Here is a 20,409-nt window from a genome sequence, read left to right as displayed (position 1 = left end):
AATAGGAGGAACAACATATGTGTAAAGTGATATCCATTACTAACCAGAAAGGCGGAGTCGGAAAGACCACTACAACCGTAAATTTAGGAATTGGCCTGGCAAGAGAAGGCAAAAAAGTGTTATTGATCGATGCAGATCCACAGGGAAGTCTGACAGCAAGTCTTGGATATGTAGAGCCGGATGAACTGGGAGTTACTTTGGCAACCATCATGACGAAAGTGATTAATGAAGATGAAATATCAGTGGAAGACGGTATTCTGCATCATCAGGAAGATGTAGATCTGCTTCCGGCCAATATTGAATTGTCAACTTTGGAAGTGACGATGGGAAATGTAATGAGCCGGGAAATGATCATGAAGGAATACATCGATACGATACGATCCCGATACGATTATATTTTGATCGATTGCTTACCTAGCCTTGGAATGATGACGATCAATGCACTGGTATCTTCGGATTCTGTTTTGATTCCGGTCCAGGCAGCATATCTTCCAGTGAAGGGATTACAGCAGCTGATTAAAACAATCTCTATGGTGAAGAAAAGACTGAACCGGAAATTGACGATAGAAGGAATTCTTTTAACTATGGTAGATTTCAGAACAAACTATGCGAAGGACATTGCGGCACTTGTGCAGGAAACTTATGGAAGCCAGATTGCGATCTTTAAAAATGTAATTCCAATGTCAGTAAAAGCGGCAGAGACAAGTGCAGAGGGAATCAGCATCTACACGCACTGTCCGAAAGGTAAAGTATCTATGGCATATATGAATCTGACACAGGAGGTTATGAGTGATGAAAAATAGACCGGGTGAGAAAATTAAACTGGCAAGTCTTGACGAATTATTAGGTGTTGTTAATGAAGAATCAGCAATGGAAATTGAGATCAACAAGATCCATGCATTCAAGAATCATCCATTTAAGGTTCTTGATGATGAGAAAATGCAGGATCTGATCGATAGCGTAAAACTTAGTGGTGTACTGACACCAGTACTGCTTCGAGTGGACAGTAATGATGAATATGAAATGATCTCCGGTCACCGAAGATTACATGCAGCAAAGATGGCAGGACTTACTACAATCCCAGCTATCGTAAGAGAATTATCGGATGATGATGCGGTAATAGCGATGGTGGATGCCAACATCCAAAGGGAGGAGTTATTGCCGAGTGAGAAGGCATTTGCGTATCGGATGAAGTTGGAGGCAATGAAGAGACAAGGAAACCTAAGAAACAAAGATCCGTGATTAAACGACTGCATCAGAAACAGATTGCTATTGCTCGTCGGTCCGGAAAGCCGATACCAAAGTACCTGGATCAGGAAATGGAAAGAAAGCGGGGGTAGAATATGCGAAGGTTAAAGTGTGAAAAAGAAACGATTATTCTGACCAATGAAGATGACGGATTCTATGATGTGTATACCTTCAATCAGAGCTTGCAGAAACGGTTGAGATCCTTTGCTGAGAAGTATCCGGATGATTGCTGGTTGAAAGGAGCTTCGGAAGATGGCAGTGAAACGTATATGATCAGAAAGGGACGGTTATCATTGAATTTAAGACCACCCTATTCCAAGGATAGGATTCATAAAGCAACCGAACGAATTATTGAAGAACAGAAAGAACAATCAAAGGATTCATAGAATGCGATTTAAGAGAAAAAAGCCTCATGACCATGAGGAAAAATGAAAGCAAAATACGTTAGTTGATAAAGTGTATAGGCTCAAAAGGGAAAGTGCCCTTTTGGACCTTTTTAATTTAAAATAGTTCTAAAGAACAAGTTAACAATCTGTAGATTCTGTATGTTTTAAAGATCAATCGTTATACTAGTTTTAGACCGAATTATCGTTCTAAAGGAGGTGTCACAATGGATTTAAAGGCGGTTGGTCAGAGAATAAAAGCTGCAAGGGAAGCTAAGAATCTTACACAAGAAGAATTGGCAGCACTGGTAAGCTTAAGTCCAACTCATGTAAGTGTTATAGAGAGAGGACTGAAAGTAACAAAACTTGATACCTTTATTGCGATTGCAAATGCATTAGATGTTTCAGCAGATACACTATTGATTGATGTTGTGACACATTCGGTTACTGGCGTTACGAATGAATTATCTGAAATGATAGAGAAACTACCTAAAGAAAAGCAACAGAGAATTATCAATGCGGTGAGGGCATTGGTGGAATAAATACATGAATAAGAAGATGGAAGGGCTTATTGCTCTTCTTTTTTATATTTCAGTCCATCCCGGGAAGGCTGGAAAATCTGTTGGACAGAAAATGTAAGTAGGGTGACTGAAAAAATGGCTAAAAGCCACTTATAATAATTACCAGTTTAAAATAAAAATAGAATTTATAGATATAGCAGGAAAGAAAACGAAAGTTGTATTTCCTGCTATTTTACTACATGAAAGGATATTTATTGTCCACTGTGGCAAATAAAAAAAGTAATGTATACAGATGGGAGATGAGGCAAAAAAATAAATTGAAAATGAATTCGAACATGATGATATAAAGATAATAAAGTAATAATGCACAAAAAAATATCAATAAATTCGTGAAAAAAAACTGTTTTTTTATTTTTGAGGAACAAGTATTGACAAAATAAGATGTATACTTTAATGTATACAACATAAGAAAGAGAAAATGAAAAGAAGTATAGGAGGACTTGACTATGATTATGAAATTTTTACAAAAAGTTCCTGCGGGATTGATGCTGGTTCCGTTGCTTATCGGTGCGGTCATACATACATTGTTTCCGCAGGCATTGGAAATCGGTGGATTGACGACTGCTGCATTTTCTAATGCAGGGGCTGCCACATGTATGGGACTACAGTTGTTCTGCCTGGGAACCACATTACAATTGAAGGATATGCCGGCGGTTCTGAAAAGAGGGGGTACATTACTGTTATCTAAATTTTTAATCGGCGCAATCCTTGGAATTGTTGTAGGAAAAGTGTTTGGACAGGCCGGATTCTGGGGCCTTACGGCATTATCGATTGTCGCCGGAGTTACGAACAGTAATGGTTCTTTGTATTTATCACTTGTAAAGACATATGGAGATGAAGCAGATGCTGCGACAGTGGCGCTGCTGGCATTGAATGATGGTCCGTTTTTTACCTTGCTGGCATTGGGAGCTTCTGGAATGGCAAGTATTCCTATGATGTCTCTTGTAGCAGTAATTGTACCGATGATTTTAGGGATGATTATTGGAAATGTAGATAAATCAATGATGAAATTCTTCGCTCCTATGGCAGACATTCTGATACCATTTGTTGGATTGACACTTGGAGCAGGCATTAACTTAAAAGACGTGGTGAAAGGTGGACCACAGGGGATTCTGTTAGGTTTGATTACAGTGTTTGTCGGCGGATTTTTCACATTGTTTTTCGACAGACTTATATGCAAACAGCCGGGATATGCAGCATTTGCAGTTGCGTCTACGGCGGGAAATTCTGTTGCGGTACCAGCGGCGGTTGTGTTGATTGATAAGACGTGGGCTCCATATCAGGCGGTTGCGACAACACAGTTGGCGGCATCTGTCGTAGTCACAGCTATACTGGTACCAATCGTGACAAGTATCTGGGCAAAGAAATATGGATGTCCGCAATTATCTTCGAAATAAAGGAACATAGAAAAAGTGCAGGAAAGCGGTAAAGTCCGAGTCTGCACTTTTTAACATATTTAAATTTATTATATAGTCATAGAATCTGCGTGAAAAGCAGCCTCGAAAGAAGCTTCTTTCGAATGATAGAGATGTTCTTCCATTGCTTTTGAAGCGAGTGCCCAATCTTGCTTCAGGCAGTATTCCACGATTTTCAGGTGCTCCTGTTGGGAAGCTAACAGACGATTCCGGCTTTTTCTTCCAGAATAGATACGAAGTCGTGTATTCTGTTGGGCTATCCGTTCGTAAGTACTGATCAGATAGTTATTGCTGGTTGCATCGATGAACATTTGGTGGAATTGTTTGTCTGTCTCATAATACTCGTTAAGATCGGAAACATTCGCAGTGTCACGTTGAAAGATGCGGAAATAATTCTGGTAGATTTCATCTGAAATTTTATTTCCATAATGCAAGATTGCAAAAGGTTCGATCAGAGTGCGTGCTTCGTGAACCATATTGATCTCACGGATGGTCAATGGAGCGACCATGATGCCTTTTTTGGGAAGGATTGTCACCAACCCTTCCTGTTCCAGGCGGCCAAGGGCGTCTCTGATAGGAGTCCGGCTTGCCTGGACATCTTCTTTGAGCATTTCTTCATTGAGTAGTGCACTCGGAGCGTACTCGCAATTGATAATCTTGTCCTTGATAATATTATAAGCGTGTTGCTTTAACGTTTCTTTTTTCATAATCAGTCTACTTTCTTTTTTATTATTGAGAATATTATTGTATTCGACATTGTATATTATAACTTATTATTGTGTGCCAGTCTATCAAAATATTACAGATACATAAAATAGAATGGAGAAAGTTTGTTGTTATTATTAATAAAAACCCAAAGGGGAATTTGAGCATAATAGACAAAAAAAAGTGAAAGAATAAATATATCTTGACAAAGAATATTGCGAATGCTATGTTGTATACAACAAATAATACAACATAAAATACAACAAATAACGGAGGAAGAGAAAATGAAAACAATTTTAATCGAAGAGCCAGGAAAAGTCGTAATTAAAGAACAGGAAAAGCCAATCCGCAAACCGGGAGAGGTACTTTTGAAAATTTTGTATGGTGGAATTTGCGGAAGTGACCTTGGTACATACAGAGGAACCTTCGCATATGCATCATATCCAAGAGTTCCGGGACATGAGTTTTCGGGAGAGATTGTAGAAATTGATGAAAATGACAGAGGATTAAAGCCGGGCATGATTGTTACCGTTAATCCATACTTTAATGATGGTACCTGTTATTCCTGCCAGAGAGGCCTTCTGAATTGTTGTGAACATAATGAGACAATGGGAGCACAGAGAGATGGCGCATTTTCAGAGTATGTCAGCGTTCCGATCGAGCGTGTATATGATGGAAAAGGTCTGCCGGCAAAAACACTTGCACTGATCGAACCATTCTGTATTAGCTGGCACGGGGTATCAAGAGCAAACGTAAAAGAAGGAGATAAGATTCTGGTCGTAGGCGCCGGTACAATCGGCGTACTTGCAGCAAATGCAGCAAAAGCAAGAGGTGCCGAGGTTTATATAGCAGATATAGCAAAAGAGAAACTGGATTATGCGGTAAATACATTTCAGTTAAAAGGTTCGATTTTGAATACTTCAAAAGAAAAACTGGAAGAAGAAGTCCGGAGGATTACGAATGGGAATGGATTCGATGTGACAATTGAAGCAGTAGGACTTCCATCTACATTCCAGAACTGTATTGATTGTGCGGCATATGGCGGAAGAGTGGTTCTGATCGGTGTGGGTAAGAAGAATCTGGACTTTAACTTCACGATCATCCAGAAAAAGGAATTGAATATTTTTGGATCAAGAAATGCTTTAAAGAAAGATTTCCTGGAACTGATTGATCTGGTGAAAGCAGGAAAAGTCGATCTGGAGAAGATTGTGACAAATACTTATAAACTGGACGAAGCAGACAAAGCATTTAAAGAATTTTCAGAAAATGCGGGATCTATGTTAAAGGTTGTGATCGATTTTACAAAATAAAAAGGTAAGGGGGGACGAAAGAATGTCCAGAAAGAAAGAATATATAAGAATAAATCCGGCAGATTCCGTTGCAGTGGCTTTGCAGCCACTTGCAAAAGGAACTGATATCATCCTGAATGATGTTCGGCTTACACTTCTGGAAGATATTCCGCAGGGACATAAATTTGCATTACATACGATAGGAGAAGGAGAGGCTGTTATAAAATACGGGAATCCGATCGGTAATGCCAAAGTGAATATTTCGAAAGGAAGCTGGGTTCATGTACATAATATGAAAACGGGACTTGGAGATCTGGTTGACTATAGCTATCGACCAGAAAAAAAGGATATTCAAGAAAGAAAACCGGATGAATTCATGGGATTTCGAAGGGCAGACGGAAGTGTAGGGGTGAGAAATGAGATATGGGTCATCCCGACAGTAGGATGCGTCAATAGTGTTGCAGAAAAAATAGCAGAATTATCCAGACAATATTGTCAGGGAACCGTTGATGCGATAGTTGCATTTCCGCATCCATATGGGTGTTCACAGATGGGAGAAGACCAGGAAAATTCCAGAAAAATTCTGGCCGACCTGATCAATCATCCGAATGCAGGAGGTGTACTGGTCCTGGGACTTGGATGTGAAAACAGTGGCATAGATATTCTGAAACAATATGTCGGTGACTACGATGGAGAACGCATAAAATTCTTAAATGCACAGGATTGTGATAACGAATTGGAAGAAGGTGTCCATGCCGTAAGAGAATTACTGGCGTATGCCGGAACATTTAAGAGAGAGCCGATCTCATGTAGTGAATTGATCATTGGTATGAAGTGCGGAGGCTCGGATGGATTATCAGGCATTACGGCAAATCCTACGGTTGGAGGTTTCTCAGATCTGCTGATATCCAGAGGAGGAACAACGATTCTTACAGAGGTGCCGGAAATGTTTGGAGCGGAGACGCTGCTTATGAACCGTTGTGCAAATGAACAGTTATTTGAACAGACGGTACATCTGATCAATGACTTTAAGAATTATTTTACCTCACATAATCAGACGATATATGAGAATCCGTCGCCGGGAAATAAAAAGGGAGGCATCTCAACGCTGGAAGACAAGTCACTGGGATGTGTGCAGAAATCGGGAACCGCACCGGTAAAAGGTGTCCTTGCTTATGGAGAACGTGTGAAAAATAAAGGATTGAATCTTTTAAGTGCACCGGGAAATGACCTGGTTGCTTCCACTGCGTGTGCTGCATCGGGAGCACATATTGTTCTTTTTACCACAGGGCGTGGAACACCATTTGCGTCTCCGGTACCGACAGTTAAGATATCATCGAATGATCGGTTGTATAACAAAAAAAATAATTGGATTGATTTTAACTGTGGAGAACTGGTAAAGGAAAAAAGTGTAGAGGAATTATCACAAAGGCTTTATGAATATGTTCTGAAGGTTGCAAGTGGGGAAAAAGTAAAAGCTGAGGAAGCCGGATTCCATGATATGGCAATCTTCAAACAGGGAGTAACGCTCTAAATTGCCATGCATTCGGAAGAAGCTGCGAGTGGCAGGTTCAGGAGATTACGGAAAGAAAGGAACGGATATTTATAATGAAGAAATTAAACTATGAAGTATTAAAAGAAAACGGTTATAAAGGATATGTGTTAAAAGATGCACCGGAAAAAGTGCTGCAGTTCGGAGAAGGCAATTTCATGCGCGCATTTGTGGATTATTTTGTCGATGTAATGAATGAAAAGGCAGGATTTAACGGAAAAGTCGTCCTGGTTCAGCCGATCCGGAATGTGGAAGGAGGATTCCGACTGAATGACAGAATTAACGAGCAGGAAGGACTTTATACATTATTCCTTCGTGGATTTCAGGATGGAAAGAAAGTGAATGACAAGAGAGTAATCTCCAGTGTAAGCAGATGTCTGAATGCTTATGAAGACTATGAAGAGGTCATGAGATGCGCAGAAAATCCAGAACTTAGATTTATCTTGTGTAATACAACAGAAGCGGGAATCCGTTATGACGCAGAATGTAAATTTGAAGACAAACCAGGAGAATCTTATCCGGCAAAACTGACACAGTTTATGTATCACAGATTTGAAACATTTGGAAAAGAGGAAGGAAAAGGATTTATCATACTTTCCTGCGAGCTTATTGATGATAACGGAAAAGAACTGGAAAAATGTGTGCTGAAATATGCAAAACAGTGGAATCTTGGAGAAGAATTTATTGCATGGATTCAGAAAGAAAATGTATTCTGTTCTACACTTGTCGACAGAATTGTTACAGGATATCCAAGAAATGAGGCATCTGCAATCTGTGAAGAACTTGGATATGAAGATAATGTTCTGGATACAGGAGAAATCTTTGGATTCTGGGTAATTGAAGGACCACAGTCTATCAAAAAAGAATTTCCAATCGAAGAAGCAGGTCTTCCGATCCTTATCACAGATAATCATAAACCATATAAACAACGTAAAGTCCGCATCCTGAATGGTGCACATACATCCTTTGTACTGGGAGCATATCTTGCCGGAAAAGATATCGTAAGAGATTGTATGAATGATGAGGTTATCTGTGGATTCATGAATAAGACAATCTATGATGAGATTATTCCAACACTTGATTTGCCGAAAGAGGAATTACTTGATTTTGCGGCTGCGGTGACAGAACGTTTTAAAAATCCTTTTATCGACCATGCATTGCTGGCAATTTCTCTCAATTCGACATCAAAATGGAAGGCAAGGGTTATGCCGTCTCTGAAAGAATATGTAAAGCGTAAAGGAGCACTTCCGAAATGTATTACAGCTTCCTTTGCATTCTACATCGCATTCTTTAGCGGACACACACTGACAGATGAGGGACTTATTGCAGAGAGAGAAGGAAACACATATACTGTAAAGGATGATAAAGCAGTGCTTCAGTTCTATTATAAACACAGAGAAGATTCAGCAGAGAAAATGGTACACGCAGTATGTAAGAATACAGAATTCTGGGGAGAAGATCTTACGGAAATCGAAGGATTTGAAGCAGCAGTATGCGGATATCTGGAGCAGATTCAGAAAGAAGGAAGTTATTCTGTTATGAAATCTCTTATTTCGATTGACTAAGGAGCTATGAAATGAATAAAGTATTGAAAAAATTAGAGCAATTTGGAATTGTGCCGGTGGTTGTGCTGGAGGACGCCAAAGATGCTGCTTTGCTGGCGAAAGCTTTGTGCGACGGTGGACTGGCATGTGCGGAGGTGACATTCCGCACAGCTGCCGCCGAAGAATCTATTCGTATTATGTCCCAGAAGTTTCCGGAGATGGTCGTAGGGGCCGGAACCGTTCTGACAGTAGAACAGGTTGACCGTGCGGTGAAAGCCGGAGCGCAGTTTATTGTAAGCCCGGGATTCAACCCTGTTGTAGTAAAATATTGTATCGATCATGAGATTCCGATTACTCCGGGTGTTGTCACACCGAGTGAAATGGAACAGGCAATTGCGATGGGACTTGAAGTTGTCAAGTTCTTCCCGGCAGAACCATCAGGTGGTCTTGGTATGATAAAAGCAGTTGCGGCACCATATACGACACTGAAATTCATGCCGACTGGCGGAATCAACCCTGAAAACATTGTACCGTATCTTCAATATGACAAAATACTTGCATGTGGCGGAAGCTGGATGGTAAAGGGAAATCTTGTGGCAAGAGGTGCTTTTGATCAGATTACAGAGCTGACCCGCGAAGCGGTTTCACTGGTTCATTCTGCCAGGGAGGTGAAGTAATGGCTAAGGTTGTTACAATGGGCGAGATTATGCTCAGATTATCACCGCCGGGTTATCAACGTTTTGCACAGGCCTCGGAGTTTGAAATCAATTATGGTGGTGCCGAGGCCAATGTGGCTGTCTCTCTAGCCCAATTAGGCCATGATGTGACATATATCTCCAAAATTCCTTCTAACGCAATTGGAGAGGCAGCCATTGCAACTTTAAAAAAATCAGGCGTAGATTGCCGTTATATTGCACGGGGCGGGAAAAGGCTTGGAATTTACTTTCTGGAAAACGGGGCCTCGGTGCGTCCTTCGAGCGTTGTCTATGACAGAGCGGATTCGTCTATTACTCAGGCATCAGCAGAAGAATTTGATTTTGATCAGATCTTTGATGGCGCAGAGCTCTTTCATGTATCCGGAATTACGCCGGTGTTAAGTGAAGAGACGGCAAGACTTACCAGGATTGCTTTGCAAAAGGCAAAGGAACACGATGTGACAACATCGTTCGACTTAAACTACCGTGCGAAATTGTGGACAGAAGATGTGAAAGGAAAGCAGAAGATGCTTTCAGAGCTGATGCCGTATGTAGATATCTGTTTCGGAAATGCAAGAGATGCTGCAAAGTGCCTGGGATATGCAGAAAAAGATAAGAATTTTATCGATGGGGACTACAGTATCTGTGTAGATGAAAAACATATGGAAAATGTAAGAGAGCGATATGGATTTACTAACCTTATCACAACACTTAGAAAAAGCATCAGTGCTTCGGATAATGGCTGGTCAGGTGCTGTATGCAGTGAATCTGGATTATATCAGGGAAGTGGGTACAATCTGCATATTGTAGACCGTGTTGGAGGAGGAGATTCTTTTGCGGCAGGGTTCTTACACGGAATTTTAACACACATGGAACCGGACCGGGCACTGGAATTTGCCCTTGCAGCGGCCGCCATCAAACATACAATACCGGGCGATCTGAATTATATTTCGGAAGAAGAAGTATTAACGCTTATGAATAGTGACGGAAGCGGGAGAGTAAATCGGTAGGGACGGTGTTTTTAACTTTTTTATTGTCCTCGGTAGTTAACAAGAGACTTATCTAAAAGGATAGGTCTCTTGTTGCATATATCCAGACAGGAAGGTTGTGATTGTCGTTCCGTTCTTTTTTAGGTATACTGGAAGAAGAAAAATATATATGCGTTATAAAAAAAGGAGTGTTTTCATTGACAAAGATCAAGAAAAAACCAAAAAAAAATATAAATAGAAATATATTACCGAAAAGTATACCGAATATCGCAGAAAAACTCGACAACGAGATGGTTGCGTTCCTGGATACGGAATTCTTAACATCCCAGATAAATGAGGACCGCCGGCAAAGCTTGTGTCGGTTGGGTTTGTAGTCTGTGGGAAGAATTTTGAAGAAGTAACAAGATTTCATTCCTATATTTATGCAGAAGACAAATTGCACGACCGGTTCCAGGAGATGACCAGGATTGAGCGGAAAGATCTCTTAAGTGCCCCGGATAAGTATGTGATACAGCGGGATCTTCTGGTAATGTGTACCGGGGAAGCAATGGCATTTTCGACTTTAGAAGAATATATCCAAAAAGAGAATGCAAAAATAGGTATTAGAAATACTAATAGCGAAATAACACAAAATAATATATAATCAGTGATTAAATTTTATAGATAGTGTAAAAACAGAAAAAGTAATTCGTGATAAAAACGATAAATGGAGAAAATTAACAGATAATTTTAAGCAAAATTGCAGATTGACGGAAATTGATAAAACAGTTAAAATAATCACAAGTTCATAAAGAACAAGGCAGACAAAGGCGTCGCAGTTTATAAACCTGCGGCGCTTTCTTATTTGGTTTAACGTGAAAATATGATATAGTAGTTCTAAAGACTTATATATAATTCTGAGGAACTTGATAAAATGAAGAAAAATAATATAACACTTGTATTTGTTGCTATCGTTTTTTCGATTATTGTTGGAATGATAATTGGGAAAAGCTTATTAAAGTATAAAGAAGGTGAGCCAGATGTAGTTGGCAGTTTTTCTATGAATAGAGATGAGAATCTTACAGTAGTTGCTAACAGAAAAAACATTTCTGATAAAAAAGAAGCATTTGCAAGACTGCTTTTAAAAATGTACAAAGAGAATTCATTTCATTCAATAAAATTTTCTACAGATCATGGATATGCAACCAGCCTTGATATGACCGTATATTCTTGGAAAGAAGATATCGAAAATGGAAAATCCATTATGCAGATAGAATTTAGACCGATTGAATATAGAAAAGATTATGATATTGTTCATAATCCGGATAAATATGTGCTTTTTATCGATGGAACAGAAATAAAATGAAATATATAGATATGCAGATAAAGCGCAGAAAAAGAGGATTGCTCAACACAGGAGGATATTTTCAATTACCATCAAAATGATAAAAGCGAGGCAACGGAAAATCCGTTGCCTCATTTCAGTATTATGACAATTAATCTAGTTCCGCCCCTAATTCATACCTCCAATATTCCGCCGCCTCATACTCCCTGGGTTCTGAGAGTACCGGTACGGTAAAGAGTTCAACTGGAACGCCGAGTGTTGATGCGAAGAGTTTCATAAGATCTTCTTTCGGTGTTCGGACATCGCTTTCGTACTGAGCAATCCGGACATCAGCACAGCTGTCAGAAAATCCGACAGCTATGCCGAGTTCTTTCTGGGTGAGATGATTTTTCTGTCTTAAGTGTTTTAATTTTCTTCCAAATGTAATCATAGTATTATTCTCCTGTGCTTCCGAATGACCCGGTTCCTCGTTCTTCACCAAGGTCCAGGACAAAGTCTGCAATCACGACCGGTGTAATCACCAGCTGACCGACGCGTGTGTCTTTATGAATGGTCTGAGAAGATATGCTTACGTTGCTGATAATGGCATGGATCTCACCACGGTAACCGGAGTCGATCGGTGGAAGTTCGCATACCAGTCCTTTTGCTGCCATGCTGCTTCGTGGAAAGACATATCCGGCAAATCCATCCGGTATGATGAGACCGAATCCAAGTGGAATTCTTGCAACCTCACCTGGTTTTAATACGCAATCATAAGGCATGAATACATCAGCACCGGCATCATTTTCATGTGGCCGGAAGGGATGATGATCTGCTTTCAGACCAAAGTCAATCAGTTTAATCTTTATGGTTGCTCACCTCCTTCCTGATGAGCAATGGATAATCAGTTTTTAAAATATCTGACGGCATCCAAAGTTTCGAAATAGGATTCTGGCAGGACATCTGTTTTTCCATACAGCTTCCTCTTTGACAGAATGGACCGGTCAGATCCGGTGCAAAAAGAATCGGGCTTAATTTGTACAATCTTTGCCAGATATAGAGCATCACGATCCTGGTTTCATCCGTATTTCTTCTGCAGGTTCTCTGGCCGATCATATGCTTCCACTGGTAAGGTGTTGCACTGATGATCAGTACGTTTCGAAGTCCCTGAGGTGTAGCATATCCGGCTGAATCATGATCAATGCCTAAGGTACAAAGCTCTGCATAATGATCCAGATCTGACTGACAGCTTTTCTTGTAAATATCCTGGATTTCTTTATCTGCTTTCATGATTCCATATGGAATAGCAAATGCAGCATGACCGGAATAATTGCTGTACTGCAGAGATGCACTCATGTACTTTACTTCGTTTTGATGCCTTGTGATCTGTGCCAGGAAGCGTCTGCTTGCACCAACAACAGCCACGGTAATGACCATGAATTTCTGTACTGTTGGATGGGGAAGTCCTGCAATGTTTTCTACGGTCTTCTGACTGTAGGATTGATGGTAAAGATCCATCAGATCTGCCATGTTCTGGATCGTATGACCGTGTTGTGTGAGCCTGGCAGCAAAGACCATATTCTGTTCTGCTTCCCGGATCCCATAGCAGTTTAAGATAGCTGTTTCAATGTGATCCATAGGCCTGTTCCTCCTTTACCAGAGCTTTTAAAAGAATCAGATAATTGATGCAGTCTGTGATCTTTTCATCCCACTGTTCCATGTCAAAATGTAACAGAGTGGAATAACACATATCGTAAAGGGATACGACATGTTTCGACATCATGCCGGCCAGTGCTGCTTTTGGATCACAGTTCTGTAAAGTGGCAGCAATCTTGAATGCACTGAGGCGGTCAATATTATCACCGGTATATTCTTTCTTTTTATGTGCCAGAATATCGGCACACTTTCTCATCTGAAGTTCAAATACAACATTAAATTCTTCTTGTGTCATGTGATAGTTCCTCCTTTGTTTTGTAATAGTTATCGTTCGAGATCTTTGGTTTTTGATTTCACTGGTTCTGGAATCTGCATCTGAAGAATGGCATCAACATTCTGATCGGCAGTGTCCAGATCTTTTAATTTTTCTTTCAAGCTACTTATTGCTTCTTCTTCGGAAGCTATCTGCTGTTGCAGTTTTTCTTTTTGTAAAGTCAGGGTTTTTAGGCTTGTCATCTTTCCATCCTGATAAAAGGATCTCAGCCAATCTCTGGCTTCTTCATATTTCTGAATTTCTTTCGCATGTTCTTTCCGGTACTTTCCTTTGTACTTTGCATTTGAAAATTGGGAATAAACTTCCTTGTTTGCATAGTACTGTCCGGTGTAGCGGATCTGATCGTTGAGAGTCCTTAGATTGGACCGATGCTGAGCAAACTGTGTCTGCATTTCTTTCAGTTCCTGCTTTGATGCAAGCAGTGTGTTTTTCAAATCTGACTGCGTATCAAATCCATGTTCCTGCACATAGATAATAGTATTTGCCATTTGTTGCAGGTTAGAAAGTTTTACCCGATGAGCATAAGCCGGGTTCTGCATTGCTTTCACATTTGTCTGGAGATTTACAACCAGGCACAGGTGAGATCTGATGTAGAGAATGGCCAATGGATCCTTGCGTAAGAAGGTCTGTTCCAGGTGTTCTTTTCCATATCGTGTTCCCAGTGCACGTTCAGTAATCCGCTTCTGTCGATCAGGATGAAGATAGCTATATCTGCCACGATGCTCAATCACAGAGATCTGAAATAGTTCCAGAAGTTTAGATTGGAATTCATCAAAATTACTGGAAGTGACAGCACATTCATCAATCGCTTGTCGCAAATATTCTTTCTGCGTAAGGAATACGGTGGATGTTGGTTTGAGACCATCTTCGATAATTTTCCGATTGATCTCATCTATTGTTTGCTGGCCGTGTTTCTGTGCCATATACTCTTTCTGAGTGATTTTTCTTTCAGCCGGAGCAAGAAGATCTATCTGGTGAAGTCCTTCCTGTAGGCAACGATCCATGACAGTTTTCTTAAAAGTGTTCATGAATTTATCCGTGGAACGATGCTTGTATCCGGCAACTTCTTCATGTGGTTTATCCATATAAGGCTGCCTTTCCACTGCAGTCTTCCTCACACTGTTGATGACGATGTGAGTATGGATATTTCCGGATTCATTGTGGCCATCGGTGTGAGTAACTACCAGTGCCTGATATCCGGGAAACATCTGCTTTGCAAGTTCCAAACTGATTGTCTGTGCTCTCTCACCGGTAAGTCCATTTTCTGTAACATCGGCTGGATCATAGCTGATAATGTAGTGGTGACTTTTGATATCTTCACGTTTCTTATTTTTGTGAAAATGAGCATTTGTCAGTTCACATTCCTTGTCAAAAGACATCGGATCACAGTTCAGACCATCCATATAAAACTCTTTTCGCAGGATGCTTCGACCGGATTCATCTACAATCTTTTTTCCGGTTTTTTCATCATGTTCAAACAGAAGGTAATTAATAGCAGCCGAGTAATTTGCATTTCTGCTTTTAATGTGTTTTACGATTGCCATTCATACCACCTGCCAGTTTCAGTACCTCTTTTCTCAATAGGAATAAGTCCGTGATACACTGATGGATTTCATTTTCTATAGCACGAGACTGACTGCCACCACTGTTAAAATGCTTGGCGATCTGATTGAGATTCGATCCGATTTTTCCATATTCACTGACCAGTTTTCTGAGATCGTTCATGTCTGCAACAACTTCAATTTGGTGATTGATTTGCTTTTCAAGTAGTAGTTTTCTCACATATTCAGAACGAGAAAGTCCTGTAACGTCAGTGGCTTCATTTAATACTGCCAATTCAATATCCGTTAATTTTAATGTGATGATGTTACTCCTCTTGAGATTCTTATCTTTCTTCTTTGGTGCCATAGTCCTCCTTCTTTTTTGATAAGACATCTTGGATGTGCGATTACACTTTTTAACCGGCTGTCCCTTCCGGTTATATAAAGTGCTGCGACTATCTTTGATAGAGAGCCAACAGATATCTTTGATGTCTGTACGAGGGTATGGGGAATCGGAATCCCCATCAAGAGACTTACCCGGAGGTATGCCGTAGCCATAAAATGGCGATACGGTAATACCTGGGTGGATCTTGCTCTGTGTCTACGAACCCTCTCACATATACAAAAGATGGAGGGGGAAAATACAGGGTGTGAGTGAAAAGAATTTTAGAAAAATCAAAATAACTCAAAAACTTGACTTTTAACATTGCCAAAGTTAAAATGAAAGAAAATGAGTTAAAAGGAGAATGAGAAATATGCTTACCAGTGTATTCGGGATTTCTATAAAATATGAAGCATGGAATCATCAGGATTCTTTGCCTGTTTACATCGCAGGAAGTTATGATTTTCAAACAGCATATATTGGAAACAGACGTTGTATAATGCTTGCTCCAATAGAAGAACTTGCCACACTTCCGGCATTGAAAAAACAAATTGCAAAAATACAGCAAATTGATAATGTGCCAGTCGTCTTTGAACTTGCGACAGTATCTAATTATCGAAGAAAAAGTCTTATAGAAAATAATATACCGTTTATTACTGATAAGCAGATCTTTCTTCCTTTCATTGGAACAATGCTTACAGATGAGAAAGAATCGCCAAAGCTGACAGGTAAGTTTGTTTACTCAACGCAGCAGTTGCTTTTGTTTTATCTGTATAATAAGAAAAAACGCATGTATATTTCAGAAACCAGAAAAGTGCTTCCATTTACAGCAATGACCTTGACTAGAGCAGTAAAGCAGTTGGAAGCGACGAATTTGTTTCTTGTGGCAAAAGACGGTGTCAACAAGTTTATTGAGTCAAAATATAAGCGAGATGAATTATTTGAAAAAGCAAAAGTATATTTGACGACGCCTGTCCGCAAAGCAGGATATATAGATAAGGCGCAAGTTACAGAAAACATGGTCTTTGCAGGGGAAACGGCACTTTCTGAAAAAACAATGCTAAATCCCAGCCGAGTTGTTACCTATGCAATTAGTGAGAAAGATTATGATAAAACTTTGCTGACAGATGAACTGATAGACCCGGATAAACAGGTCAGACTTGAATTATGGGCATACAACCCGAAACAATTTTCGGAGGATAACAGTGCTGACGATATTTCCATTGTTTTATCTTTTGGAGATACAAATGATGAGAGAATTGAAGAAGCAGTAGATGAATTGCAAGAAAGAAGGTTGCAGGAGTAATGGTCAACGGATTTACAAAATTTAAGGAAAGATTTCAGGGGTTTGAAAATCAATATGTCATCATCGGCGGGACAGCTTGTGATTTGATTATGGAAAATGAAGAATTACCGTTTCGTGCTACAAAAGATGTAGATATTGTATTGATTGTCGAATCCATAACAGCGGAGTTCGGCAGGCAGTTCTGGGAGTATGTCAAGGAAGCAGGATATGAGCATTTGAATAAAAGTACCGGAAATGCACAGTTTTATCGTTTCACATCTCCGAAAAGCAAAGAATATCCATATATGATAGAGATATTTTCCAGAAATCCAGATTTTATTATATTGGAAGATGATGCAGTTCTCACGCCGCTTCCGATAGATGATGAAATATCCAGTTTGTCGGCAATCCTTTTAAATGAAGCGTATTATGAATTGCTAAAAACCGGACAAATGATGGTTGATGGCATTCCAGTATTAAGTCCGACTTGCTTGATACCATTTAAGGCGAAAGCGTGGCTGGATTTAAAGGAACGCAAGCTAAATGGAGAGCAGGTTGACAGCAAAAATATAAAGAAACATAAAAACGATGTGTTCCGATTAGCACAGTTAATCACAGCCAATACAAGGCAAGTTCTCAGCCCGGAAATAGCGGAGGATATGAAAAAATTTTTATCTGAAATAGCTGATGAAACAGTGGATTTAAAATCATTAGGCATTAGAGGGACGGATAAACAAAAAATTATAGATATGTTGTACCTGTGCTACAATTTGAACGATAATACATAATTTTTCTCTAAAGCCAAAAAAATTGCATATCAGAGGCTGTATTTTCACCCTCCTTCTTTTGTATATATGAAAGATATTTTTTATGTACGAAGGAAGGAGGTTTTTTCATGCCTAAAGTCAGAAAAGAAATTCCAGAATTGGAAAAGCTGGTGCAGGTCGGAAGAAAGAAATTTGTCCGTTATGAGGAAGGGGCACAATTATATTCTATGGGGTTGCATACATTTCAGGAATTAGCGAAAGATGCAAAAGCAGTCTATCATGTGAAGAGAGTTGTTCTGGTTAATACAGAGATTGTGGATGAATATCTTGAGAATTTCAGAGATGAATTATAAAAAATAAAATGTAATACATGAGGAGCAAAACACGTTGACTTGTTGTCGGACATAAAGTATAATAGTGTTGTAAGGAAGGAGGAAATAGTATGGCAAAGATGGGAAGACCAAAGAGTGATGACCCCATGAATAGGTGCTTAAGAAAGGATTGGAACTATTATACCGACAGGATAAGCACAGCTAAGATGCTCCTCACAATTAGTGAGGTGAGAGGATGGCAAAATCAAGAAAAGACAGCCGGGGGTATGTGTTGCGAACCGGTGAGAGTCAGAGAAAAGACGGTCGGTATTCTTATTCTTATACAGATTTAGATAAAAATAGCCGAACTGTTTACGCAAAAACATTGGTTGAACTCAGAGCAAAAGAAAGAAAAATCATCCGCGACAAAGAAGATGGACTGAATCCGCAGCTGGCTGACAGGATGACGCTCAATGAACTGTATGATCGGTTTATCGAACAGAAATATGATTTGAAACCATCAACAAAAGTGAATTATCTCTATATGTATAATCACTTTGTCAGACCAACATTTGGAAAAAGACTGATTGGTAAGATCAAATATTCTGATGTGAAAAAATTCTATTATCGTATTATCCTGGATGAAGAAATGAAAGCAAATACGCTGGATAGTATACATACACAGTTGCATCCGGCATTCCAGATGGCTGTAAGGGATGGACTGCTCAGACAAAATCCGACAGACGGATTAATGGCAGAAATCAAAAAGAGCCATATCTGGGAAGATAATCCGAGACATGCGCTTACGATTCCACAGCAGAAAGCTTTTATGGATTACTTAAAAGCCCATCGGGAATATCAAGGATGGGTACCTATTATAACGGTCCTTCTTGGAACAGGAATGCGAATTGGTGAATGCATCGGTCTTCGATGGGATGACCTGGATTTTGAAAAGCGTATTATCAGTGTGAATCATACTTTTATCTACAGACCTGATGAAAACAGAAAATCGGTCAAGCATATTTCTACACCAAAGACGATTTCAGGACGGAGAACCATTCCGATGATCGATGAAGTGTTCAATGCTTTTCTGGATGAGTATGAGATCCAAAAGTGCATTGGCTTTTCCTCAGAAGAGATTGATGGATATTCAAATTTCTTTTTTGTAACAGCAACTGGAACGGTATATTTACCAAATGCAGTTAATCGAGCGATTGAAAGGGCAAGAGTTGCATATAACAAAGAAGAAATAGAAAAAGCAGAGAAAGAGGATAGAGAACCACTCATTATTCCTCATTTTTCAGCTCATCATTTGAGGCACACATTCTGCACAAGACTGTGTGAGAATGAGTCGAATTTGAAGGTGATCCAAAGTATCATGGGTCACTCAGATATTACAACAACCATGGATATTTATGCGGAAGCAACACAGGAGAAAAAGCAGGAAATTGTTGCAAATCTCCAGGGAAAGATTATAATATAATTAGTGATGTATCATGTTTTTGAGGACATGTGCGCACCATAAAAGTAGAGGGAGATATATCTTCCTCATCTATTAAATAAAAACTTATACTACACAAAAGACACAGCCGACTTGGGGCTCTATGGATTTCAGTGGAAGACCAAAAAAATCAGTTTTTGGATGTGTACGGTGCCTGACGGAGCTCAGTGGACAAAGGTGGAAGAGATTGTTCGATTAATCCCAACAATGAAATCCCTCGGTGGTGTAAAATCCGAAAATGGTGTAAGTTCTAAAGAGGTTTCTACACCAAATTCAGAGCCTGAGAAAATTGATTTTTCTAAGGTAAAGGTTGAGCCTTTGTTTGAAGAAGATGTTGATTTTGATACATTCTCAAAGTCAGATTTCAGAGCAGTTAAGGTTAAAGAATGCGTTGCTGTACCGAAGTCAAAGAAACTCCTTCAGTTCACTCTTGATGACGGAACAGGCACAGATAGAACCATTTTAAGCGGTATTCACGCATATTACGAGCCGGAAGAACTTGTTGGTAAGACACTTATCGCAATCACAAATCTTCCTCCAAGAGCAATGATGGGCATTGACTCTTGTGGTATGCTTCTCAGTGCAGTACACGAAGAAGAAGGCGAAGAAAAGCTTCATCTCCTTATGGTAGATGACCATATTCCGGCAGGTGCAAAGCTCTATTAAGAAGTACCGTTTTACCTTACAAAACGGGATGTACTTCATTTGTGAAAAAGCTCTGAAAATACACAAATACACCAAATTTACACCAAATGGTGCTTGAAACGGTGCAGAGCCTTAAAAATCGCATATTTTAAAGATATATGGGCAGTTCCATTGCGGAATTGCCCATTTTCAGAAAGAAAAAGATAAATTGGTATTTATAAAGGAGAATATTGATGAAACTGTTTTTATGTTCGCACTTTTCAAGTGTAGGAAGTCTGATAAA

21 protein-coding genes and 2 pseudogenes are annotated in these 20,409 nt (G+C 39.7%); 16 read left to right on the top strand and 7 right to left on the bottom strand.

Annotated elements, in window-relative coordinates; all coding sequences use genetic code 11:
* Window positions 1-17 precede the first annotated feature (17 nt).
* The 5 genes and pseudogenes from PG766_RS09090 to PG766_RS09070 all read left to right on the top strand — a co-directional run bounded on the left by PG766_RS09090 (window position 18) and on the right by PG766_RS09070 (window position 3,609).
* The gene (locus tag PG766_RS09090; protein WP_118198872.1) at window positions 18-803 is read left to right on the top strand and encodes a ParA family protein; all 786 of its coding nucleotides are present in this window, start codon (window positions 18-20) and stop codon (window positions 801-803) included.
* Window positions 793-1,221 (top strand): annotated as a pseudogene (locus tag PG766_RS09085) (ParB/RepB/Spo0J family partition protein); the annotation flags it as partial. The gene PG766_RS09090 and the pseudogene PG766_RS09085, both read left to right, overlap by 11 nt.
* Window positions 1,222-1,343: 122 nt before the next feature.
* The gene (locus PG766_RS09080; RefSeq protein ID WP_003864551.1) at window positions 1,344-1,634 is read left to right on the top strand and encodes a hypothetical protein; all 291 of its coding nucleotides are present in this window, start codon (window positions 1,344-1,346) and stop codon (window positions 1,632-1,634) included.
* A gap of 224 nt (window positions 1,635-1,858) precedes the next feature.
* Complete coding sequence (locus tag PG766_RS09075) at window positions 1,859-2,173, top strand: helix-turn-helix domain-containing protein (protein ID WP_029471614.1); 315 nt, start codon at window positions 1,859-1,861, stop codon at window positions 2,171-2,173.
* A gap of 485 nt (window positions 2,174-2,658) precedes the next feature.
* Window positions 2,659-3,609 carry a 2-keto-3-deoxygluconate permease gene (locus tag PG766_RS09070; RefSeq protein ID WP_117827553.1) on the top strand — a complete coding sequence of 317 codons (951 nt, stop codon included), beginning with the start codon at window positions 2,659-2,661 and terminating at the stop codon, window positions 3,607-3,609.
* Between the two features lie 68 nt (window positions 3,610-3,677).
* On the opposite strand, the gene PG766_RS09065 is transcribed toward PG766_RS09070, so the two are convergent.
* Complete coding sequence (locus PG766_RS09065; RefSeq protein WP_118198870.1) at window positions 3,678-4,334, bottom strand: GntR family transcriptional regulator; 657 nt, start codon at window positions 4,332-4,334, stop codon at window positions 3,678-3,680.
* Window positions 4,335-4,616: 282 nt separating this feature from the next.
* Between PG766_RS09065 and PG766_RS09060 the strand changes: the two genes are divergently transcribed.
* The 6 genes from PG766_RS09060 to PG766_RS09035 all read left to right on the top strand — a co-directional run bounded on the left by PG766_RS09060 (window position 4,617) and on the right by PG766_RS09035 (window position 11,746).
* Entirely contained in the window at window positions 4,617-5,642 is a 1,026-nt protein-coding gene (locus tag PG766_RS09060) for a zinc-binding alcohol dehydrogenase family protein (protein WP_118198869.1), read from the top strand.
* Between the two features lie 22 nt (window positions 5,643-5,664).
* On the top strand, window positions 5,665-7,155 hold the full coding sequence (locus PG766_RS09055) for a UxaA family hydrolase (RefSeq protein ID WP_118198868.1): 1,491 nt from the start codon (window positions 5,665-5,667) through the stop codon (window positions 7,153-7,155).
* A gap of 74 nt (window positions 7,156-7,229) precedes the next feature.
* Complete coding sequence (locus tag PG766_RS09050; RefSeq protein WP_117827482.1) at window positions 7,230-8,738, top strand: tagaturonate reductase; 1,509 nt, start codon at window positions 7,230-7,232, stop codon at window positions 8,736-8,738.
* An 11-nt stretch (window positions 8,739-8,749) separates the two neighbouring features.
* Window positions 8,750-9,394 carry a bifunctional 4-hydroxy-2-oxoglutarate aldolase/2-dehydro-3-deoxy-phosphogluconate aldolase gene (gene eda, locus PG766_RS09045; RefSeq protein WP_118198867.1) on the top strand — a complete coding sequence of 215 codons (645 nt, stop codon included), beginning with the start codon at window positions 8,750-8,752 and terminating at the stop codon, window positions 9,392-9,394.
* Entirely contained in the window at window positions 9,394-10,422 is a 1,029-nt protein-coding gene (locus PG766_RS09040; protein ID WP_117827484.1) for a sugar kinase, read from the top strand. The genes eda and PG766_RS09040 overlap by 1 nt, the downstream gene beginning before the upstream one ends.
* Before the next feature lie 892 nt (window positions 10,423-11,314).
* Window positions 11,315-11,746 (top strand): hypothetical protein, encoded by a 432-nt coding sequence (locus tag PG766_RS09035; protein ID WP_118198864.1) that lies wholly within the window; start codon window positions 11,315-11,317, stop codon window positions 11,744-11,746.
* A 130-nt stretch (window positions 11,747-11,876) separates the two neighbouring features.
* Here the strand turns inward: PG766_RS09035 and PG766_RS09030 are convergent, their stop codons facing one another.
* From PG766_RS09030 to PG766_RS09005, 6 genes are read right to left on the bottom strand one after another with little or no spacing between them, the layout of a single operon-like run.
* Window positions 11,877-12,155, bottom strand: coding sequence for a helix-turn-helix domain-containing protein (locus PG766_RS09030; protein WP_096240097.1), 279 nt, complete (start codon window positions 12,153-12,155; stop codon window positions 11,877-11,879).
* A gap of 4 nt (window positions 12,156-12,159) precedes the next feature.
* Window positions 12,160-12,546: a dCTP deaminase domain-containing protein gene (locus PG766_RS09025; RefSeq protein WP_270590753.1), complete on the bottom strand. Its 387-nt coding sequence runs from the start codon at window positions 12,544-12,546 to the stop codon at window positions 12,160-12,162.
* A 16-nt stretch (window positions 12,547-12,562) separates the two neighbouring features.
* Complete coding sequence (locus PG766_RS09020) at window positions 12,563-13,342, bottom strand: FAD-dependent thymidylate synthase (protein WP_118198863.1); 780 nt, start codon at window positions 13,340-13,342, stop codon at window positions 12,563-12,565.
* Entirely contained in the window at window positions 13,329-13,655 is a 327-nt protein-coding gene (locus PG766_RS09015; RefSeq protein WP_118198862.1) for a hypothetical protein, read from the bottom strand. Before PG766_RS09015 ends, PG766_RS09020 begins: the two co-directional genes overlap by 14 nt.
* Before the next feature lie 29 nt (window positions 13,656-13,684).
* Window positions 13,685-15,238 carry a relaxase/mobilization nuclease domain-containing protein gene (locus PG766_RS09010; protein ID WP_270590747.1) on the bottom strand — a complete coding sequence of 518 codons (1,554 nt, stop codon included), beginning with the start codon at window positions 15,236-15,238 and terminating at the stop codon, window positions 13,685-13,687.
* The gene (locus tag PG766_RS09005; protein WP_118198860.1) at window positions 15,216-15,602 is read right to left on the bottom strand and encodes a plasmid mobilization protein; all 387 of its coding nucleotides are present in this window, start codon (window positions 15,600-15,602) and stop codon (window positions 15,216-15,218) included. Before PG766_RS09005 ends, PG766_RS09010 begins: the two co-directional genes overlap by 23 nt.
* Window positions 15,603-15,990: 388 nt before the next feature.
* On the opposite strand from PG766_RS09005, the gene PG766_RS09000 reads away from it, so the two are divergent.
* The 5 genes and pseudogenes from PG766_RS09000 to PG766_RS08980 all read left to right on the top strand — a co-directional run.
* Window positions 15,991-16,923: a MarR family transcriptional regulator gene (locus PG766_RS09000; RefSeq protein ID WP_118198859.1), complete on the top strand. Its 933-nt coding sequence runs from the start codon at window positions 15,991-15,993 to the stop codon at window positions 16,921-16,923.
* Window positions 16,923-17,690: a hypothetical protein gene (locus PG766_RS08995; RefSeq protein ID WP_118198858.1), complete on the top strand. Its 768-nt coding sequence runs from the start codon at window positions 16,923-16,925 to the stop codon at window positions 17,688-17,690. Before PG766_RS09000 ends, PG766_RS08995 begins: the two co-directional genes overlap by 1 nt.
* Before the next feature lie 107 nt (window positions 17,691-17,797).
* Complete coding sequence (locus PG766_RS08990) at window positions 17,798-18,022, top strand: DUF6462 family protein (RefSeq protein WP_009245419.1); 225 nt, start codon at window positions 17,798-17,800, stop codon at window positions 18,020-18,022.
* Window positions 18,023-18,236: 214 nt separating this feature from the next.
* Window positions 18,237-19,463, top strand: coding sequence for a tyrosine-type recombinase/integrase (locus PG766_RS08985; RefSeq protein WP_270590746.1), 1,227 nt, complete (start codon window positions 18,237-18,239; stop codon window positions 19,461-19,463).
* Window positions 19,464-19,670: 207 nt separating this feature from the next.
* Window positions 19,671-20,147 (top strand): annotated as a pseudogene (locus PG766_RS08980) (lysine--tRNA ligase); the annotation flags it as partial.
* Window positions 20,148-20,409 lie beyond the last annotated feature (262 nt).

Origin of the sequence: Coprococcus sp. LG101-27, assembly GCF_027695515.1 — a bacterium.
Classification (GTDB): domain Bacteria; phylum Bacillota; class Clostridia; order Lachnospirales; family Lachnospiraceae; genus Allocoprococcus; species Allocoprococcus comes.
The sequence above is the reverse complement of the archived record's forward strand: the minus strand, read 5'-3'. Positions and strand labels throughout refer to the sequence as shown.

What these genes read in the sequence shown, in the direction of transcription:
- PG766_RS09090 (WP_118198872.1), top strand. Translation starts at nt 18, where the DNA reads ATGTGTAAAGTGATATCCATTACTAACCAGAAAGGCGGAGTCGGAAAG.
- PG766_RS09080 (WP_003864551.1), top strand. Translation starts at nt 1,344, where the DNA reads ATGCGAAGGTTAAAGTGTGAAAAAGAAACGATTATTCTGACCAATGAA.
- PG766_RS09075 (WP_029471614.1), top strand. Translation starts at nt 1,859, where the DNA reads ATGGATTTAAAGGCGGTTGGTCAGAGAATAAAAGCTGCAAGGGAAGCT.
- PG766_RS09070 (WP_117827553.1), top strand. Translation starts at nt 2,659, where the DNA reads ATGATTATGAAATTTTTACAAAAAGTTCCTGCGGGATTGATGCTGGTT.
- PG766_RS09065 (WP_118198870.1), bottom strand. Translation starts at nt 4,334, where the DNA reads ATGAAAAAAGAAACGTTAAAGCAACACGCTTATAATATTATCAAGGAC.
- PG766_RS09060 (WP_118198869.1), top strand. Translation starts at nt 4,617, where the DNA reads ATGAAAACAATTTTAATCGAAGAGCCAGGAAAAGTCGTAATTAAAGAA.
- PG766_RS09055 (WP_118198868.1), top strand. Translation starts at nt 5,665, where the DNA reads ATGTCCAGAAAGAAAGAATATATAAGAATAAATCCGGCAGATTCCGTT.
- PG766_RS09050 (WP_117827482.1), top strand. Translation starts at nt 7,230, where the DNA reads ATGAAGAAATTAAACTATGAAGTATTAAAAGAAAACGGTTATAAAGGA.
- eda (WP_118198867.1), top strand. Translation starts at nt 8,750, where the DNA reads ATGAATAAAGTATTGAAAAAATTAGAGCAATTTGGAATTGTGCCGGTG.
- PG766_RS09040 (WP_117827484.1), top strand. Translation starts at nt 9,394, where the DNA reads ATGGCTAAGGTTGTTACAATGGGCGAGATTATGCTCAGATTATCACCG.
- PG766_RS09035 (WP_118198864.1), top strand. Translation starts at nt 11,315, where the DNA reads ATGAAGAAAAATAATATAACACTTGTATTTGTTGCTATCGTTTTTTCG.
- PG766_RS09030 (WP_096240097.1), bottom strand. Translation starts at nt 12,155, where the DNA reads ATGATTACATTTGGAAGAAAATTAAAACACTTAAGACAGAAAAATCAT.
- PG766_RS09020 (WP_118198863.1), bottom strand. Translation starts at nt 13,342, where the DNA reads ATGGATCACATTGAAACAGCTATCTTAAACTGCTATGGGATCCGGGAA.
- PG766_RS09015 (WP_118198862.1), bottom strand. Translation starts at nt 13,655, where the DNA reads ATGACACAAGAAGAATTTAATGTTGTATTTGAACTTCAGATGAGAAAG.
- PG766_RS09010 (WP_270590747.1), bottom strand. Translation starts at nt 15,238, where the DNA reads ATGGCAATCGTAAAACACATTAAAAGCAGAAATGCAAATTACTCGGCT.
- PG766_RS09005 (WP_118198860.1), bottom strand. Translation starts at nt 15,602, where the DNA reads ATGGCACCAAAGAAGAAAGATAAGAATCTCAAGAGGAGTAACATCATC.
- PG766_RS09000 (WP_118198859.1), top strand. Translation starts at nt 15,991, where the DNA reads ATGCTTACCAGTGTATTCGGGATTTCTATAAAATATGAAGCATGGAAT.
- PG766_RS08995 (WP_118198858.1), top strand. Translation starts at nt 16,923, where the DNA reads ATGGTCAACGGATTTACAAAATTTAAGGAAAGATTTCAGGGGTTTGAA.
- PG766_RS08990 (WP_009245419.1), top strand. Translation starts at nt 17,798, where the DNA reads ATGCCTAAAGTCAGAAAAGAAATTCCAGAATTGGAAAAGCTGGTGCAG.
- PG766_RS08985 (WP_270590746.1), top strand. Translation starts at nt 18,237, where the DNA reads ATGGCAAAATCAAGAAAAGACAGCCGGGGGTATGTGTTGCGAACCGGT.